This window comes from Streptomyces sp. NBC_00289 (genome assembly GCF_041435115.1).
Taxonomy (GTDB): domain Bacteria; phylum Actinomycetota; class Actinomycetes; order Streptomycetales; family Streptomycetaceae; genus Streptomyces.
In genome coordinates, this window is the sequence record NZ_CP108046.1 from 8789263 (window position 1) to 8806468 (window position 17206).

Sequence of the window (17206 nt, forward strand, 5' to 3'; positions counted from 1 at the left end):
GTCCCGGCCCCCTCGCGTACGGGGGCCGGGACCGGGCCGTGTCCGGCTCAGCCGTGCGGCAGTACCACCACGCGGCCACTGATCTTCCCGGCGTGCAGGCGCTCGTACGCCAGCGGGGCGTCCTCGATCGTGAAGGTCTCGATGTGCGAGGAGACCACACCCTGCCGGGCGAGTTCGAGCACCTCGACGAGTTCCCCGCGGCTGCCCCAGTAGGGGGCGGAGGCGGACACCTCGAAGGGCAGGCCGCCGCCGAAGCCGACCGCGAAGGTGCCGCCGCCGATACCGACGACGGTCACATCGCCCGCCACCGCCACCGAAGCGGCGGCCACCGCGAGGGTCGCCTCCACCCCCACGAAGTCCAGCACCACCTCGGCCCCGATGCCGCTGGTCAGTTCCCGCACCCGGACAGCCGCCCCGTCGTCGGAGAGTAGCGTCTCGTGGGCGCCGACGGCGCGCGCCAGCTCCAGCTTCTCCTTGCTCACGTCGAGGGCGACCACCCGGGCCGGCGTCAGAGCACGCAGCAGCTGTACGGCGAGATGACCCAGGCCGCCGACGCCGATCACCACCGCGGTACTGCCCGGCACGAGCTTGCGCAGCGAGGCGCGGATCGCGTGGTACGGCGTCAGACCGGCGTCGGTGAGCGGTGCGGCCTGCACCGGGTCCAGGCCGTTCAGCGGCACCAGATGGCGCGGTGAGTCCACCACCATGTACTCCGCGAGAGCGCCCGGGGAGCCGAGGCCGGGCGGCATGATGCCGAGCCCGGCGGCGTGCGGACAGCAGTTCTCCTTGCCCTGCGCGCACTTGCGGCAGCGCCCGCAGCCCCAGGGCCCGTACACCGCCACGTCGTCGCCCTCGGCCACCCCGGTGGCCCCGGTGCCCAGGGCCGCGACGGTACCGACCCCCTCGTGTCCGAGCGTCATCGGCAGCGGATAGGGGAACTGCTCCCCGGGCCAGCTCATGACCGCCAGATCCGAGTGGCACAGCCCCGCGGCCGTCACCTTCAACAGCACCTGGCCCGGGCCTGGTTCGGGCACCGGGACCTCGACGACCTCGGGTGCGGCGCCCACCGTGCGGTACTGGACGGCCTTCATGTCAGATCTCCTCGGTCGGGACGGGGGACGGGCCCTCCGGCGTGGAGCCCGCGCCGTGCTGGGGAGGTTTCCGGCGCCGCAGCACGGCCGGCAGGGCGATCCGCCCACCCGTGAGGACGAGCGCGACGATCAGGACCGAGCCGGTGAACAGGCTCGCGGCCCACTGCGCACTGGTGGCGAGCCCGAGACCGGTGATGCCGGTGCCGAGCAGCAGGACCGCGATCACCGTGCCCCAGGCGTTGAAGCGGCCCGCGCGCAGCTGGGTCGCCCCGACGAAGGCCGCCGCGTAGGCCGACAGCAGATACGGGGTGCCGGCGGTCGGCGATCCGGATCCCACCGAGGAAGCGAAGACGACTCCGGCGACTCCGGCGAGCAGCGCGGACGCCACCAGGGTCAGGAAGCGCAGCCGGTCGGTGCGGACGCCCTGCAACCGCGCCGCGTCGGTGTTGAAGCCGGTCGCGTACAACCGGCGTCCGGTGGCGGTGTGTTCCAGCAGGAACCAGATGGCCGTCGCGGCGACGAGCAGATACAGCACGGGCAGCGTGATGCCGCCCACGTCCAGTTGGGCGATGCTCGAGAACGGTTTGGCCAGCAGCTGGAGCCCGGTGATGGAGCTGTCGTTGGTGACCATCGTGATCAGGGACTGGGTCAGCGCGCCGGTCGCCAGGGTGGCGATGAACGAGTCCACCCGCAGCACCACGACCACGATGCCGTTGACCACTCCGACGAGCAGTGCGGCGGTCATCGACAGGGTGATCGCGGCGCCGGGGCCGAAGCCGCCGGAGACCAGGAGATGGGCGGTCAGCACGCTGGTGAGCGACATCGTGTAGGCGACCGACAGGTCGAAGACCCGTGCGGCCAGGGGCAGTACGACGCTCAGCGCGACGAGCCCGGCCACGGCGTTGCCGTTGAGGACCTGCTTGACGGTGGCGGAGGTCGGGAACGTGTCCGGCGCCCACACCGAGAAGAGCACGACGATCAGCAGCCACACGTACACGACGCCGATGTTGCGGAAGGACAGGGCGGCCACCGCCCGCCGGCCCAGGGCGCCCAGTGGCCCGGCTGGGGACACCGCGGGCAGGTCCGGTCCGCTCGGCCGGAGCCCCGCGGCCCGGGTCGGGGATGATGTCATGTCACTCGGTTCCTTCCATGGCGTGGAGCAGCGCGCGTTCGGTGATGTCCCGGCCGCTGATCTCCCGGACGATCCGACCGTCCCGTACCACCAGGACGCGGGTGCACAGGGCGAGCAGGTCCTCGGTGTCGGTCGAGGACACGATCACCCCCATGCCGTCGTCGGCCTGCCGTTCGATCAGGTCGTACAACTGGAGGCGGGTGGCGATGTCGACGCCCGCCGTGGGCTCGCACAGCACCAGTACCGGCGGCCGCTGGGCCAGGCAGCGGGCCATGACGACCTTCTGCTGGTTGCCGCCGCTCAGGGTGGTGATCCGGGCGCCGCGTCCTGCCGTGCGCACCCCCACCCGCCGGATCCACTCCTCGGCGAGCGAGGCTTCCCGGCGCCGGCGCAGTCGTCCGCTGCGGGCGCGGAGCCGGTCCAGCAGCGGCAGGGTGAGGTTCTCCCCGACGGAGAAGTCGCCGATGACACCCTCGCCGGCCCGGTCCGCGGGGACGAGCGGGATGCCCAGCCCGTCGGCGGCCCTGGCCTCGGTCCAGTGCCGGGAACGCTGCGGGATCCGTACGCTCCCGCGCACCGGCCCCGGGTGCGCCCCGCACACGGCGTACGGCACGGCTTCGTGGCCGGAGCCGACCAGGCCGGTGATGCCCAGCCGTTCGCCCCGCGCCAGGTCGAAGCCGACGCCGCGCAACGGGCCGGCCCACAGGTCACGCACCTCCAGGACCGTCTCGGCGGGGCCCGGGGAGACCCGCGGCCGGTACTCGGTCTCCATCTCCTCGCCCGCCATCAGTTCCGCCAGCGACCGGGGGGTGAGCTCGGCGACCCGGCGGGTGGCGATCCGGCGTCCGCCGCGGATCACGGTGACGCGGTCCGCCAGCGCGAAGATCTCGTCCATGCGGTGCGAGACGTACAGGACACTGGCCCCGGCGGCGCGGACCTCGCGCACGATGTCGAAGAGCCGGGCCACTTCACCGGGTGGCAGTACGGCGGTTGGCTCGTCGAGCACCAGGACGCCGCGCCGGCCCTCCCAGCCCTGCAGGGCGGCGGCGATGGCCACCACCGCGCGCTGCACCGGGGTGGCGGCCGACAGGGGACGGCGTACGTCGATGCCGAGGCCGAACCGCTCGACCAGGGCCGCCGTCCGGCGCTCCATCTCCGGCCAGCGGATGTTGCCGAGGGCCGTGCGGGCGAAGCCGCGGCTGAGCGCGAGGTTGTCCGTGGCGCTCAGCTCGTCGACCAGCCCCAGTTCCTGGTGGACGAAACGGAGCCGGTCGTGCCGCGAACCGGTCACCTGTCCCAGGTCGAACGGCTCGCCGTCGAGTTCGGCGACCGCTCGGGAGTCCGCGTGGTGGTAGCCGGCCAGGATCTTGATGAGGGTCGACTTGCCGGAGCCGTTGGGCCCGATCAGCGCGTGGATCTCGCCCTGGGCGATCTCGAGGTCGACGTCGTCGAGCGCCTGGGTCCCGCCGAACCGTTTCGACAGCCCGGACACCCGCAGCACGGGCCGGTCGGTTCCGCCGCGCTGTTCTGCCGCCCCGCGCGTTGTCTCCGGTGACGTGTCAGCGTGCACCGCTGCTCCCTCCGTCGATGGGCGCCGCCGCCGGCACGCTGCCGGCGGCGGGGGCCGCGTCGGTCAGTTCGAGCCCCACAGCGCCTCGAACTGCGCCTGGTAGTCCTCCACCAGCGGGAAGTCACCGAGCGAGTCGGGGACGTTGTCCTTGGTGATCAGCATGTTGGGCAGCACCGCCTTCTGGTCCACGTCCATGGACTGGCCGGTGAAGTGGCGGGCCAGCGCGTCGACCTGGAGCCAGGCGGCCTCGTGCGAGTTCAGCGCCATCGCGCCGTCGCTCAGACCGCTCTGGATGTACTGGTAGTTCTGCGCGTCACCGACGTTCACGGCGATGTGCTTGCCGGTGACGCCTGCGGTCTTCAGCGCGGCCGGGACGCCCACGTTGAGCAGGCCCAGCGAGAAGACGATGTGGGTCACCTTCGGGTGCGAGCGGACGTACGACACGACGCGGTCCGGCATGTCCTTGCCGACCGAGGTGATCGGTACGTCGACGGTGTCCAGCGCGCAGCCCACGCACCACTTCTTGTACTGGGCGGCGAAGGTGTCCTTGACCGGCTTGAGGATGGTGTACGCGGGCAGGTCGAAGTAGACCGTGTCGGCCTTGGCGCCGCTGTCGGACACCACCCACGAGGCGAGCATCTCGCCCTGGACGCCGACGTCCTCGGGCCCGTTCTTCAGCAGCGAGATCCCGTCGCCCACGACGTCGTCGGCGTTCGACTGGATGACCGGAATGCCGGCCTGCTTCAGCTGCGCCAGCTGCTTGGCGTACACCGCGCGCGGGAATCCGGAGGCGACGACCGCGTCCGGCTTGTCGCGCACCGCCTGTTCGTAGGCGGCCTGGACCGACTCCGGCGTGCCCTGGGTCGGGATCTGCTGGACCTGCCAGCCGAGTTGGTTGGCGCCCGCCGTGAAGAAGTCGGCCAGGTCCTTGCAGGACTGCACGCCGCACAGAATGAAGTCGATCTTCTTGTCGGAGGGGATCTTCTTGCCCACCGGTTGGGTGACGGGGATCTTGGCCGGGCGCTTCGAGTACTTCGCCAGGGCCTCCCTGGCCGCGGTGAGGCCGGGGGAGTCCGAGGCCGCCGCCTTGGCGGTGTCGGCGCCCGGGGTGGAATCGGTGCCGCACGCCGCGAGGGCGAGCAGGGCGGTGAGGGGGACGATCGCGGTCAGCGCGCGACGGACCGCGCGTCCGGGTCTGGAACTCATCGTTGAGTGCTCCCGTGGTGTGTGCCTGCGCCGGTGCGGCCCGCGACGCTTCCGCGTCCGCGGTGGCCGGCTTCGGGCAGGCGGGTCCTGTGCCGCCCGGGCCGGGACGGCACGCTCAGGTGATGGGACGGGCTGGGGGATCGCCGTCGTGGGGTACGACGCGGGCCGCCGGGGGCGTCGGGCGGCGCTGCGTCCGGGCCAGGCGGGCCGGGATGGCCGGCCGCTGCCCCGAAGGCATAGAAACTTGTGAGGCTATACAGCCTCGGGTGCGACGGAGTGTGGCACGCGGTGTCGGGCTTGGGGAGGGGTTGTGCGCAACGAATTCAAGGTGGGCCGTGATGTTCTGCGCGGCGGCGGGCTCTACGGCACTCGGTCGGGGTCGCGAGTATTGCTCCGAGCCGCAGCTGCTAACTACACTCACTCTAAAGTTTCTGGCTGAGGAGAGAAGATGGACGAAACGTCGGAGTTGGGCACGGCCCGGTGCCCCGGGCCCACCGTCCAGGACTACCTCGACCGGGACAGCCGACCGGTTCCCGCCGCACTGAGGCACGACAACAACGACTACCTCGGCAGCGAGGACATCGACACCACCCGCTTCACCTCCCGCGAGTGGGCCGAGCGCGAGATGCGGCAGGTGTGGCGTCGCGTCTGGCAGTTCGCCTGCCTGGAGAGCGAGATCCCCGGGGTCGGTGACCACGAGATCTACGAGATCGGCGACGACTCACTGATCATCGTGCGCACGGCGCCGGACGAGATCCGGGCGTACGTCAACGCGTGCCTGCACCGCGGGCGCAAACTGCGCACCGGCGGCGGCAACGTCGGCGAGTTCCGCTGCCCCTTCCACGGCTTCGCCTGGAACCTCGACGGAACCATGCAGACCCCGCCGTGCGCCTGGGACTTCCCCCATGTCACTCCGGAGAAGTACGCACTCCCCGAGGCCAGGGTGGCCACCTGGCGCGGCTTCGTCTTCATCAACATGGACCCCTACGCGGAGTCCTTCGAGAGCTACCGCGGCACCTTCGACGACTACTACATCTGGCCGCTGCAGGACCGCTACAAGTCGCTGCACATCGCCAAGGTGCTGCCCTGCAACTGGAAGATCACCCAGGACGCGTTCATCGAGTCCTTCCACGTGATCGCCACGCACCCGCAGATGCTGCCCTGGCTCGCGGACGCCAACTCCCAGTACGACGTCATGGCGGACCAGCCCCACTGGAACCGCATGATCAACATCCAGGGCGCCCCCAGCCCCCACGTGGCCGACTCGGTCACGGAGCAGGACGTGCTGGAGACCTTCTACGACTCCCGCGCGTTCTACGCCTCGGCCCAGGGCCGGGACCTGGTGATGCCCGAGGGGGAGCTGCCCGAGGTCCCGGCCGGCGGGACCGCCCGCCAGGTCCTCGCCGAGCGGATGCGCGAGCAGCTGGCGGCCACCTCGGCCCAGGACTACTCGGACACGGCCGACACCGAGCTGCTGGACGCCATCAACTACCTGCTGTTCCCCAACTTCAACCCGTGGGGCGGCGCCAAGTCCAACATCATCTACCGGTTCCGGCCCAACGGCCTCGACCCCGACTCCTGCATCGCCGAGATCATCTTCATGTCGGCCCCCAAGGAGGCCGGCGAGATGCCTCCTCCGGCCGGGATCCGCTGGGTAGCGGAGGACATGCTCTTCGCCGACATCCCCGAACTCGGCGTGCTGGGACCCGTCTTCGACCAGGACTGCGAGAACCTGCCGTACGTCCAGCAGGGGCTGAAGACCATGCGCAAGCCCGGCATCACCCTGGCCAACTACCAGGAGAGCCGCATCCGGCACTTCAACCAGACGCTCGACCGGTGGATGAACAGATGACCTTGACCCACCGGGTCGAGGTCAGACCCTCCGGCGTCGAGCTGGAGGTGCGGGACGGCGAGGACCTGTTCAGTGCCGCCCAGCGGCTCGGCTATCGCTGGCCCACCGTCTGCGGGGGCCGGGCGACCTGCCGTACCTGCTTCGTGGAGGTCGAGGAGGGCGCCGAGAACTGCTCGCCCGTGGGCCCGCTGGAACGCGAGGGCATCGAGGCACTGCGCAGGCCGGTGGACGGTCTGACCCGGCTCGCCTGCCGGCTGCGGGTCGAGGGCCCGGTGACCGTGACCAAACGCGGCGTACGCCGCAGACCGCAGGAGTGAGCCGTGAGCCCCAAACAAGTGACCCATCCACTGACCGGGCACGTGTACCGGCTCACGGAGGACGGGCTGGTGGAAGTGACCGATCCGAGCACCGGCGTACAGGGCGTCTTCGACTTCCAGGCCCGCTGGCAGTCGGGCGAACTGCGCCACGCCGACCTCCAGATGGCCGGCTGGGTGGGCCGCCTCGCCCAGCGGCGCGGCGTCCGTCAGCCGGAGGAGTGAGCCGGTGCCACCCCGTACCACCCGCGTGGTCTGTCTGGTGCGCCGCCCCGAGGGGGAGCCGGCCCCCGGCGACTTCGCCGTCCGGGAGGACCCGCTTCCGCGGCTCGGCGAGGGTCAACTGCTCGTCCGTAACCTCTACATGAGCGTCGATCCGTCGATGCGCGGCCGGCTGGAGCGCACCGAGAAGCACTATACGCACAACTTCACGCCCGGGTCGCCGCTCGACGGCCGGGCCCTGGGCGTCGTGGAGGAGAGCCGCTGCCCCGCCGTGCCGCCGGGCACGTTCGTACGCCACCAGCTCGGCTGGCGGGAGTGGGCCGTGCTGCACCCCGACGACACCGACGCCGCGGGCCGCATCGACCCCGAACTCGCGCCACTCCCCACGTGGTTGGGGCTGCTCGGCCAGACCGGGTTCACCGCCTACGTGGGACTCGCGCGGATCGCCGGGGTGCGCCCCGGCGACACCGTGCTCGTGTCGGCGGCGGCCGGCGCCGTGGGCAGCGCCGCCGGCCAGTTCGCCCGGCTGCTCGGCGCGGAACGCGTCATCGGGACAGCCGGAGGGCCGGACAAGTGCGCCCTGCTGGTCGAGGAGTTCGGCTACCACGCGGCCGCCGACTACCGCGCCGAACCGGTGCGCGAAGCCCTGACCCGGCTGGCACCCGACGGCATCGACGTCTACTTCGACAACGTCGGCGGTGAACAACTCGCCGCGGCCCTGCACGCGCTGCGGACGGGCGGCCGTGTCGCCCTGTGCGGCATGATGTCGCAGTTCGGCGGCGAGCGGCGGTCCGCCGACATCAACCAGCTGATCCAGGCGGTCCTCAAGCGGCTGACCCTCCGCGGCTTCATCGTCCGCGACCACGAGGACCTGCGGCCGGAGTTCGAGAGCCGCGTGGCCGACTGGCTGCGCTCCGGCCGTGTCACCGCCCGCGAGACGGTCACGGACGGCCTCGACAGCGCGGCAAAGGCCCTGCTCGCCCTGCTGGCCGGCGGCAACGTCGGCAAGATGCTGGTGCGGCTGGCCGAGGACCCGTACAGCCGGGTGTAGGCCAAGGGGCGCCGGCCGCGGATGTCGCGGCCGGCGCCCCGGCATGCCCGGTCGGGCGGGTGCGTACGTCTATCGCATGGCACGCGCCGCGGTGACGCCGAACGTCTCCAGCGACACCCCCAGCCGGGTCAGCCCGGCCACCGCCGCTCTGAAGTCCTTGATGTGCGCGGTGGTGAGGTGTGCGTCCAGGGCCTGCTGGGACACCCACCGTTCGTACACCCGGATCCGGCGTTCGTCGGAGGGATCCGCTGTCATGGCGTAGTCCAGGCAGCCCGGCTCCTCCTCGCGGGTGCGCCGGCCGACCTCGACGAGGTGCCCCAGCATCGTGTCGCGGTCCGCGGGCTCGTAGTCCATCCAGCCGGCGACGATGATCTGCTCTGCCACGGTGGTCCTTTCCACGGTCATGCCCGCGGGCCCGTCGCCCTCGGTCAGGAAGAGCGACGGGCCCGCGGCCGTTCAGATGGCGAGTACCGCCGGGACACTGTCCACGGTGACGGTGCCCCGCGTGCCGTCGACAGTGATCACCATGCCGTCCCGCAGCCGTTGCGTGCCGCCCTCGACGGAGATGACGGCCGGGATGCCCAGCTCCCGGCAGACCACGACGGCGTGGCTGTTGAGCGCGCCCACATCCACCACGGCCGCGCCGGCGACCAGGAACAGCGGGGTCCAGGCGGCGTCCGTGATCGGCGCCACCAGCACCTCGCCCGGCTCCAGCGCCTCGCACGAGGCCGGATCGGTGACCACCCGGACCCTGCCCGTGTACGTGCCCTGGCTGCCGCCGACGCCGGTCAGCACCTCGCTCTCGGCGGCCGCGGCGATCCCCTCCGCGCTTCGCCGCGGCCAGCCGTCGATCTCGGTCCGCGCGTCCTCGGCGACGAAGAACGGCGGTTCCAACTCGCGCAGTTCCGCGTACTCGGCGAGCCGCCGGGCGATGACGGGAGCGAAGCCGCCCGGGTCGGCGACATAGTCGTCGAGCTCGGTCTCCAGCAGCATCATCACGTCCTCGGGCCGCGCGAAGTGGCCCGCCTCGACTCCGCGGCGGCCGAGTTCCCGTACCGCCATGCGGATCTCGTTGATGACCGACACGCAGTTCGCCTTGGTCCGCTCGCGGGCCGGGATCCACACCTGGGAGGCGTGCATGCCGGCGTCGAACATCGGCCGCGCGTCCTCCGGGAGGGCCGCCCGGATCTCCGCCGCGATCTCCGTACGGCGCTCCGTCAGCCGGCGGTGGCGCCCGGCCGGGGAGTCGTCGTCGGGGCTGTGCCGGATGCGGTCGACCAGCGCCAGTGCCTGGACCGGCGCCGCCTCCCAGGACAGTGCGTGGATGTCCCACTCGTTGGGGCCGCGGTCGCCGGAGGCGGCCAGGAACTCCTCGAAGGAGTCACGGAACGCCTTCACGTCCCCGCTCGCCCCGTCGAGCGCGCGCTCCACCGCGGCCGGCCCCTGGTCGAACAGGGCGGTCAGCTCGGCGGAGGCCGCCACCTGGCGGGACAGCGTCCACAGCCCGGTGGAGGGGGAGGCGGAGTCGACGTCGCCGAGCCCGCCTATGAGGTCCAGCATGGCGCCGGGTCGGTCCAGGCCCGCACAGAGCGGCCCGAGGATCGCCGGTCCGACGGAGGCGGGCAGCGACGACTCGACATGCCGCTGGAAGGTGATCTCCACCTCGTCGAGCAGCGAGCGGGCGTGCGCCACCAGCTCCGCCACGGACAGCCGCGCGAGGTCGGGCCGCTCCCGCCGGACGCGGCGCAGCCGCTCCTGGTCGGCGTCGGCCTCCGCGAAGCCGCTCAGGCCCAGCATCCGCGCGACCGTCGCCCCCGCCTTGGCCGTCAGCTCGGCGTCCTCGTCCTCCGGGTGCGCCACATACACCGGGGTGTCGGAGCGCTGGCCGACGAAGGCCGTGTCGATCTGGTCGGCGGTCTGCCCCATGCGGATGCCGAACAGCCGCATGTGCGACAGGTTGAGGTAGAAGTAGCCGCCGAACATCCCGACGAACGGCGGCCGGGGACCGGCCACCTCTTCCTCGTGGTAGATGCCGAAGCCGACGAATCCGTTGCGCCACCCGTGCAGGCCGCGCCCCCACACCAGGGTCCAGCCCAGCGGGCTGGCCGGCTCCGGCAGGGTCTCGCCCGCGTTGGCGCGGGTGTAGTGGGGCAGACGCTCGCTGCGCTGCCAGTCCGTGATCCAGCTCTTCATGCCGAGGGTCTCCCGCTTGTGTCCGCGCCGGTCTCTACCACTGCGCCGTTCCGCCGTCGACGCTGATCAGCGTGCCGGTGATGCCCGCTCCGTGGTCGCTCGCCAGCAGCGTGGCGACCGCGGCGACCTGCTCCACGGTGGTGATCTGCTTGGTGGCGGCGTGCTCGGCGAAGCGGCCCAGCCACACCTCGTACGAGATGCCCTCGGCCTCGGCCGCGGCGGGACCCGCGGCCCGCATCAGGTCGGTGTCGACGGCGCCGGGGCAGATCGCGTTGCAGGTGATGTTCTGGGTGCCGTACTCGAACGCGGTCGCCTTGGTCAGGCCGTGGATGGCGTGCTTGTTGGTGATGTAGTGGCTGATCGCCGGCTTGTTGGCCTGCTTGCCCTCGACGGAGGAGATGTTGATGATGCGGCCCCAGCCGCCCTCCAGCATCTTCGGCAGCGCGCGGCGGGTGCCGTAGAAGTAGGCGTTGAGGTTCAGGTTGAGGGCGTCGTGCCAGGCCTCGTCGCTGAGCTGGTGGACGGGTGCGAAGCCCGAGGTGCCCCCGACGTTGTTGACCCAGATGTCGAGCCGCCCGAAGCGCTCGGCGGCGAAGTCCGCGAGGCCCTCGATGTCCGCCTGGCTGTTGGCGTCGCAGGGGTGGAAGACCGCCCGGTCGCCGGCGCCGATCTCCTCGAGGGCCTGCTTGCCCTTGAGCTCGGAGCGGCCGCTGAGGACGACCGTGGCGCCCTGGGCCAGGAACGCCTCGGCGATGGCGCGCCCGATGCTGCGTGTGCTGCCCGTGATCACCGCGACACGTCCGTCGAGGCTGCCCGTAGCCACCATGTTGTTCTCCTGCGTGTCGTGTTGGTTGGTCACCTGGCGGCTCTCGCGGCGCCGTCGGCGCCGGCCAGGTGTTCGTGCACCGTGCGGTGGAAGTGCTGGAGTCCGGGCTCGTTGCGTCCGAAGACGAGATCGGTCCCGTTGAGGGCCTGGAGCCCCTGCTGGACTCCGTAGGTGGTCGCGTAGTCCTCGTCGCGGACCACCTCGTGGAACCACTCGCCGAACCGGTCGGCGGCGTCGCGTTCCTCGTCGGTGACCGCCGGTTCGCGCAGCAGGATGATCTGCTGGGTGACCGACTCGGTGGCCGTGCGGGGGAGTACGAGAGAGACGGCGATCTTGTGGCGCCAGCCGCCGGCGATCGCCAGGCCGGGGAAGAGCCAGTAGATGGCTCCGACGCAGTCGCCGGGATCGCGCTGGTCCGGGGGCAGCTCGACCGCCTGCGCGATGGGGCGCAGAGCCGGGGAGATGCGCTGGTGAGCGCCCCAGGTGTCGTGCGCCATCATGTTGGAGAGGTTCGTCTCGAACACCGTCTTCGGGTGCAGCGAGGCGAAGTGGTACGTCTCCAGATACCCGTCGAGGGTGACCTTCCAGTTGGGGCTGGTCAGCTCCTTGGTCGAGTAGTGGTGGCAGTCCGCGAGGCGGAGCCCCTCGAGGAGCGGCTGCAGCTCACCGAGCCACTCGTCGAGGTCGGGTTCGGCGGCGGGGTCCAGCGAGACGAAGACGATGCCGGCGCGTTCCCCCACCGGGAGCCGCAGCAGGCTGCGCCCCGCGCGGGACACGTCGCCGAAGGTCTTCTCGGCGTACACCCCCCGCAGCTCCCCGGCCAGGTCGTACGACCAGGAGTGGTACGGGCAGGTGAGCCGCTTGGACACACCGCAGCCGGCTTCGACGATCTTCGCCCCGCGGTGCCGGCAGGCGTTGATCATCGCGTGTACGGCGCCCTGCCGGTCCCGGGTGATCAGCACCGGGACACCGAGCACGTCGAGTGCCTTGTAGGTGTTCGGCCCGGGCAGCTCGGCGGACATGGCGAGCGGAAGGGGAACGGTGCGGTGCACGGCGTCCGTCTCCCGCTGCCAGCGGTCGGCGTCGAGATAGTTGGCGACGGGTTCCGTCCACTGGCCGTCCGCCTCGTGCGTGGTGTTGGCGCGGTAGTGCTCCGCCACCCGCTCGACGAGCTCGGCGGCTTCCCGGCGCATCGCCACGGACGCGGGGTCGGTGGACCGGTCCTGGCTGATCCACGAGGAGTACTCCGGTGCCGACGGAGGCTGACGCCCGGCGTCGGTCTCCCGAACCTCCGGTGAACTGGTCTGGACCACGATGTCCTCACATCCTCCGAGCCGCGAGCTTGTGTACGGCTTCCGGTACGGCGGCTGGGCTGTGAGCGACACGACAACAGTGGTTAGTGTTGTCTGTCAATAGAAAGTGCCGAAGTCGCCACGCGGGACCTCGCAGGTCATATCGTCCCAGCCTGGAAAAAGAACCCCACGGGTCGGAGGATTCTTTCTGTTGACCGGCTCCAGTTGCCGGAGTGTGATGGGCCCACACCCGACGCGGAGGCGGCGCGATGGCGGACGACAGGACCGACCCGGTGTCCGGGGCGCGGGCGCGCATGACCGAGCCGTTCGAGGTGGGACTCGTCGTGCGCGACCTCGGCGTGATGGAGCGCTTCTATCACGAGGTGCTCGGCTGCGCCGCCGTGCACCGCTCCCGCGTCCCGGCCTCCGTCGGCGTCCCGGCCGGGCTGGGTGGTGAGCTGTTCGTCGTCTGGCTCCAGGTGCCCTCCGGGGGCCGCGTCAAGCTGATCCGGCCTCGGTCCCCGCCGGTCCCCGCACCGTCGGCGGTGTCGCCGACCGGGCGTCGGGGGCTGTCGTATCTCACCTTCCGCCTGGACGACCTGGACCCGCTCGTGACCGCTCTGGTCGCCGGGGGTGCCCGGCCGCTGTCCGACCCGGTCGTCGTGCGGGCGCGCGGTCGTCGGATCAGCTTCTGGGCGGATCCGGAGGGCAATGTGCTGGAGCTGGTCGACGAGCGCGGAGGCGTTCCGGAGCCCTGTCTGCCGGAGGCGTAGTAATTAGAGAACCTCTTCAGTAAGGTGCCCGAAGCTGGTTACTGTAGACCGGCACAACAAAGTCCGATCGGTTGGATCACCTCGCTCGGGGCGAAGGGGCGGACGATGGCTCAGAGGGCATCGAAGAAGTCGGCCGATCCGGTCGCGAACCAGACATCAGCACAGCTCGTCAGGGACCTGCACGAGCGCATGGTGCGCATCCGGCTGTTCGAGACCGAGGCGGGAAAACTCATGGAGGCCGGCAAACTGCCCGGCTTCCTGCACCTCTACGTCGGCCAGGAAGCCGTGGCCGCGGGGGTGATGGCGGCGCTGCGCGACGACGACCAGATCACCTCCACCCACCGGGGACACGGACACGCGGTGGCCAAGGGCGTCAGCTTCCGCCACATGTACGCCGAGCTGTACGGCCGGGTCACCGGCGCCTGCCTCGGCCGCGGCGGAAGCATGCACATCAACGACGTCACCCTCGGCATGCTCGGCGCCAACGGCATCGTCGGCGCCGGCATCCCCATCGCCGTCGGAGCCGCCTTCGCCGCCCGGTACAAGGACGAGGACAGCGTCGCCGTGACCTTCTTCGGCGACGGCGCCACCAACATCGGCGCCTTCCACGAGGCCGCCAACATGGCCGCCATCCTGCGCCTGCCGGTGGTGTTCGTCTGCGAGAACAACGGCTACGCCGAGTTCACCCCGCAGTCGAAGCACATGCTGATCACCGACGTCGCCGACCGGGCGGCCGCCTACGGCATGCCCAGTGTGATCGTCGACGGCATGGACGCGGCCGCCGTCCACAGCGCAGCGGCCGAGGCCGTCGCACGTGCCAGAGCGGGCGAGGGCCCGATGTTCATCGAGGCCAAGACCTACCGCTACTACGACCACCAGGGCGTCAAGGGACTGCGCCACCCCTACCGCTCGGACGCCGAGGTCGAGGAGTGGAAGGCCCGCGACGCGATCGACCTGCTGGAGGCCCGCGCCCTCGCCGACGGCACCGCCACCCGCGCGGAACTGGACGACACCTGGCAGCGCACCCGCGACGAGATCGCCGAGGCCATCGCCTACGCCGAGGCCAGCCCGCTGCCCGACACCGCAGACCTGCTGCTCAACGTCTACTCGGGGTGAAAGCCATGACCACGATCACCGAAGCACCGGCCCTCGCCCCGGACGGCACGGCCCGCAAGCTCACCTACGTCAAAGCCTTCAACGAGGGCCTGGCGCAGGCCATGCGCGAGGACGAGAACGTCTTCGTCGCCGGTGAGGACGTGGCCGGCTACGGCGGCGTCTTCCGCATGTTCGACAACCTGCTCGACGAGTTCGGCCCCCGCCGCATGATCGACACACCGATCTCCGAGGCCGCGCTCGTCGGCCTGGGCGTCGGCGCCGCCGCCCGGGGGCTGCGCCCGGTCGTCGACCTGATGTTCATGGACTTCATCGGCGTCTGCCTGGACCAGATCGTCAACCAGGCCGCCAAGATGAAGTACATGTTCGGCGGCTCCGTGTCCGTGCCGCTCACCATCACCACGGCTTCCGGCGCGGGCCTCGGCGCCGCCGCCCAGCACAGCCAGAGCCTGGAGGCCTGGCTCGCGCACGTGCCCGGCCTCAAGGTTGTGATGCCGTGCGACGCGTACACCGCCAAGGGGCTGACCGTCTCCGCGATCCGGGACAACAACCCGGTCGTCGTGATGCTCAACAAGGTCCTGCTGGGCAGCAAGAGCGAGGTGCCCGAGCAGATCTACGGCATCCCGCTCGGCCAGGCCCACATCGCGCGGCAGGGCTCGGACGTCACGGTCATCGCCCTGGGCCGCATGGTGGGCGAGGCTCTCGCCGCGGCGGAGGAACTGGCCGCCGAGGGCGTCGAGGTGGAGGTGATCGACCCCCGCACCGTGCAGCCCCTGGACACCGAGACCATGATCGCCTCCGCGCGTCGCACCAACCGGGTCCTCGTCGTGCACGAGGCCGTCACCTTCGGCGGGCTCGGCGCCGAGATCGCCGCCCAGATCCAGGACGCGGCCTTCGACCACCTGGACGCGCCGGTGCTGCGCATCGGCGCCCCCTTCTCCCCGGTGCCGTTCTCCCCGGTGCTGGAGAAGGCCTATGTGCCCGACCAGGCCCGCATCGTGCGGGGCTGCCGCCGTCTCCTCGAAAGGGCGTGACGCAGTGGCGGTCGAGGTTCTGCTGCCGAAGATCGGTCTGACCATGCAGGAAGGCACGATCGACGAGTGGCTCGTGCCGACCGGCGCCGCCGTGGCGGAAGGCGACGCCCTGCTGCGGCTGGCCACCGACAAGGTCGACGTGGATGTCGAGGCGGAGGCCGGGGGACTGTTCCACCCCGTCGTCCCGGCCGGGGCCACCCTCCCGGCCGGGGCGCTCATCGGCTGGCTGCTGGCCGAAGGCGAGCAGCCGCCGGGTCCGGGGGGTACGCCGATGCCCGCCGGGCCCGGGTCGGCCGGCACGGACGCGCTACCGGCCTTCGGGGGCGTTCGCACCGCGGCGCCGTCGCCCGATGGCACCGTCGGGGTCACCGGCACCGTCGGGCTCGACGGCTCGGGCGGTCGACTCCTCGCCTCGCCGAACGCCCGGCGGGTGGCGGCCGAGGCAGGCGTCGACCTCACCGTCGTACGCGGCACCGGGCCCGGCGGCCGGATCGTCTCCGAGGACGTGGAGGAGTACCTGCTCACCCCGGAGCCACGGCTGCCCGCCTCCCTGCCGGGAGACGCGGTCACTCCGGCCTCCCCCCTCGTCCGCCGACTGGCGAAGGAGAGAGGAATCGACCTCGCGGACGTGCTCGGCACGGGTGCGGGCGGGCGGATCCGGCGGGGTGATCTCGACAACCCGACGCCGACGCCGACGGCGGGACCGGCGCCGACCACGGCGACGCCGACCGCAACTGTGTCGTCCGCGCCTGCGTCGACCGCGTCGACCCGTAGGTCCACCGCGTCACCGCAGCCCGGGGACACCGTCCCGCTCACCGGTATGCGCGGCGCCATCGCCCGCCGGATGCACGCCAGCCTCCAGGAGATGGCCCAGCTGACGCACGGTTACGAGGTACGGCTGGACGCCGTAGTGGCCCTGCGGACCCAGCTGAAACAGGAGTGGGCCGACAGCGACCTGGCGGTGCCCAGCCTCAACGACTTCGTGCTGAAGGCCGCCGCGCTGGCGCTGCGTGAACACCCGCTGCTGAACGCGGCGGTGCTCGAGGACGGCGTTCACCTGTACGAGGGCATCCACATCGGCTTCGCCGTCGCGGTGGCGAACGGCCTGCTCGTCCCCGTGATCGAGAACGCGGCGACCCTGTCGCTGCCCGACATGGCCCGCCGGTCCCGGGAGCTGGCCGAGAGCGCCAGGTCCGGCCGGATCTCCCCGGCGCTGCTGGACGGAGCCACCTTCACCGTCACCTCGCTGGGCGGGTACGGCGTCGACTTCTTCACCCCGGTGATCAACCCCGGCAATGTCGCCATCCTCGGCGTCGGCAGGCTCAGGGACGGCGTCGAGTGGGTGGACGAACAGCCTCGGCGGACGCGGGTGCTCACGTTGAGCCTCACCTTCGACCACCGTGCCGTGGACGGGGCACCGGCGGCCGAGTACCTGCGCACGGTCGGCGAGCTGCTGCGCAGACCGCTGCGACTGCTGCTCTGACTCCCTTCGCCCCGCGCCCGTCGGCCGTTCACTCCCCCCGCCGGCGGGCGCGGT

General features: G+C 71.4%; 16 protein-coding genes. 8 read left to right on the forward strand and 8 right to left on the reverse strand.

The annotated features are described in order from the left end of the window. Positions 1-47 precede the first annotated feature (47 nt). The 4 genes from OG985_RS39775 to OG985_RS39790 all read right to left on the reverse strand — a co-directional run bounded on the left by OG985_RS39775 (position 48) and on the right by OG985_RS39790 (position 4999). A complete protein-coding gene (locus tag OG985_RS39775; RefSeq protein WP_371673235.1) occupies positions 48-1091 on the reverse strand; it encodes an NAD(P)-dependent alcohol dehydrogenase in 1044 nt (347 codons plus the stop codon). Position 1092: 1 nt separating this feature from the next. Then, positions 1093-2223 carry an ABC transporter permease gene (locus OG985_RS39780; protein WP_371673236.1) on the reverse strand — a complete coding sequence of 377 codons (1131 nt, stop codon included), beginning with the start codon at positions 2221-2223 and terminating at the stop codon, positions 1093-1095. Between the two features lies 1 nt (position 2224). After that, positions 2225-3793, reverse strand: coding sequence for a sugar ABC transporter ATP-binding protein (locus OG985_RS39785; RefSeq protein ID WP_371673237.1), 1569 nt, complete (start codon positions 3791-3793; stop codon positions 2225-2227). Between the two features lie 63 nt (positions 3794-3856). Continuing rightward, positions 3857-4999 carry a substrate-binding domain-containing protein gene (locus OG985_RS39790; protein WP_371673238.1) on the reverse strand — a complete coding sequence of 381 codons (1143 nt, stop codon included), beginning with the start codon at positions 4997-4999 and terminating at the stop codon, positions 3857-3859. Positions 5000-5447: 448 nt separating this feature from the next. On the opposite strand from OG985_RS39790, the gene OG985_RS39795 reads away from it, so the two are divergent. From OG985_RS39795 to OG985_RS39810, 4 genes are read left to right on the forward strand one after another with little or no spacing between them, the layout of a single operon-like run. Further along, entirely contained in the window at positions 5448-6851 is a 1404-nt protein-coding gene (locus OG985_RS39795; protein ID WP_371673239.1) for an SRPBCC family protein, read from the forward strand. Further along, a complete protein-coding gene (locus tag OG985_RS39800) occupies positions 6848-7168 on the forward strand; it encodes a 2Fe-2S iron-sulfur cluster-binding protein (protein ID WP_371673240.1) in 321 nt (106 codons plus the stop codon). The genes OG985_RS39795 and OG985_RS39800 overlap by 4 nt, the downstream gene beginning before the upstream one ends. 3 nt (positions 7169-7171) lie before the next feature. Then, complete coding sequence (locus OG985_RS39805) at positions 7172-7390, forward strand: transposase (protein ID WP_371673241.1); 219 nt, start codon at positions 7172-7174, stop codon at positions 7388-7390. A gap of 4 nt (positions 7391-7394) precedes the next feature. Further along, positions 7395-8438 carry an NADP-dependent oxidoreductase gene (locus OG985_RS39810; protein ID WP_371673242.1) on the forward strand — a complete coding sequence of 348 codons (1044 nt, stop codon included), beginning with the start codon at positions 7395-7397 and terminating at the stop codon, positions 8436-8438. A 69-nt stretch (positions 8439-8507) separates the two neighbouring features. On the opposite strand, the gene OG985_RS39815 is transcribed toward OG985_RS39810, so the two are convergent. From OG985_RS39815 to OG985_RS39830, 4 genes are all read right to left on the reverse strand, one after another. Further along, positions 8508-8822 carry a putative quinol monooxygenase gene (locus tag OG985_RS39815; protein WP_371673243.1) on the reverse strand — a complete coding sequence of 105 codons (315 nt, stop codon included), beginning with the start codon at positions 8820-8822 and terminating at the stop codon, positions 8508-8510. A gap of 72 nt (positions 8823-8894) precedes the next feature. Then, complete coding sequence (locus tag OG985_RS39820) at positions 8895-10631, reverse strand: PEP-utilizing enzyme (RefSeq protein ID WP_371673244.1); 1737 nt, start codon at positions 10629-10631, stop codon at positions 8895-8897. Between the two features lie 34 nt (positions 10632-10665). After that, positions 10666-11490: an SDR family NAD(P)-dependent oxidoreductase gene (locus OG985_RS39825; RefSeq protein ID WP_371673245.1), complete on the reverse strand. Its 825-nt coding sequence runs from the start codon at positions 11488-11490 to the stop codon at positions 10666-10668. Continuing rightward, on the reverse strand, positions 11487-12770 hold the full coding sequence (locus OG985_RS39830) for an aromatic ring-hydroxylating dioxygenase subunit alpha (protein ID WP_371673246.1): 1284 nt from the start codon (positions 12768-12770) through the stop codon (positions 11487-11489). Before OG985_RS39830 ends, OG985_RS39825 begins: the two co-directional genes overlap by 4 nt. 248 nt (positions 12771-13018) lie before the next feature. On the opposite strand from OG985_RS39830, the gene OG985_RS39835 reads away from it, so the two are divergent. From OG985_RS39835 to OG985_RS39850, 4 genes are all read left to right on the forward strand, one after another. Further along, a complete protein-coding gene (locus tag OG985_RS39835; RefSeq protein ID WP_371673247.1) occupies positions 13019-13522 on the forward strand; it encodes a VOC family protein in 504 nt (167 codons plus the stop codon). A 105-nt stretch (positions 13523-13627) separates the two neighbouring features. Beyond that, positions 13628-14638 (forward strand): thiamine pyrophosphate-dependent dehydrogenase E1 component subunit alpha, encoded by a 1011-nt coding sequence (locus tag OG985_RS39840; RefSeq protein ID WP_371673248.1) that lies wholly within the window; start codon positions 13628-13630, stop codon positions 14636-14638. A 5-nt stretch (positions 14639-14643) separates the two neighbouring features. Beyond that, on the forward strand, positions 14644-15669 hold the full coding sequence (locus OG985_RS39845; protein ID WP_371673249.1) for an alpha-ketoacid dehydrogenase subunit beta: 1026 nt from the start codon (positions 14644-14646) through the stop codon (positions 15667-15669). 4 nt (positions 15670-15673) lie between these two features. Then, positions 15674-17152, forward strand: a complete 1479-nt coding sequence (locus OG985_RS39850; protein ID WP_371673250.1) for a dihydrolipoamide acetyltransferase family protein — start codon at positions 15674-15676, stop codon at positions 17150-17152. Positions 17153-17206: the final 54 nt, after the last annotated feature.

Bases quoted from the DNA above. Each gene is read 5' to 3' on its own strand.
- OG985_RS39820 (WP_371673244.1), bottom strand. From the start codon at position 10,631: ATGAAGAGCTGGATCACGGACTGGCAGCGCAGCGAGCGTCTGCCCCAC.
- OG985_RS39800 (WP_371673240.1), top strand. From the start codon at position 6,848: ATGACCTTGACCCACCGGGTCGAGGTCAGACCCTCCGGCGTCGAGCTG.
- OG985_RS39840 (WP_371673248.1), top strand. From the start codon at position 13,628: ATGGCTCAGAGGGCATCGAAGAAGTCGGCCGATCCGGTCGCGAACCAG.
- OG985_RS39780 (WP_371673236.1), bottom strand. From the start codon at position 2,223: ATGACATCATCCCCGACCCGGGCCGCGGGGCTCCGGCCGAGCGGACCG.
- OG985_RS39795 (WP_371673239.1), top strand. From the start codon at position 5,448: ATGGACGAAACGTCGGAGTTGGGCACGGCCCGGTGCCCCGGGCCCACC.
- OG985_RS39845 (WP_371673249.1), top strand. From the start codon at position 14,644: ATGACCACGATCACCGAAGCACCGGCCCTCGCCCCGGACGGCACGGCC.
- OG985_RS39775 (WP_371673235.1), bottom strand. From the start codon at position 1,091: ATGAAGGCCGTCCAGTACCGCACGGTGGGCGCCGCACCCGAGGTCGTC.
- OG985_RS39835 (WP_371673247.1), top strand. From the start codon at position 13,019: ATGGCGGACGACAGGACCGACCCGGTGTCCGGGGCGCGGGCGCGCATG.
- OG985_RS39790 (WP_371673238.1), bottom strand. From the start codon at position 4,999: ATGAGTTCCAGACCCGGACGCGCGGTCCGTCGCGCGCTGACCGCGATC.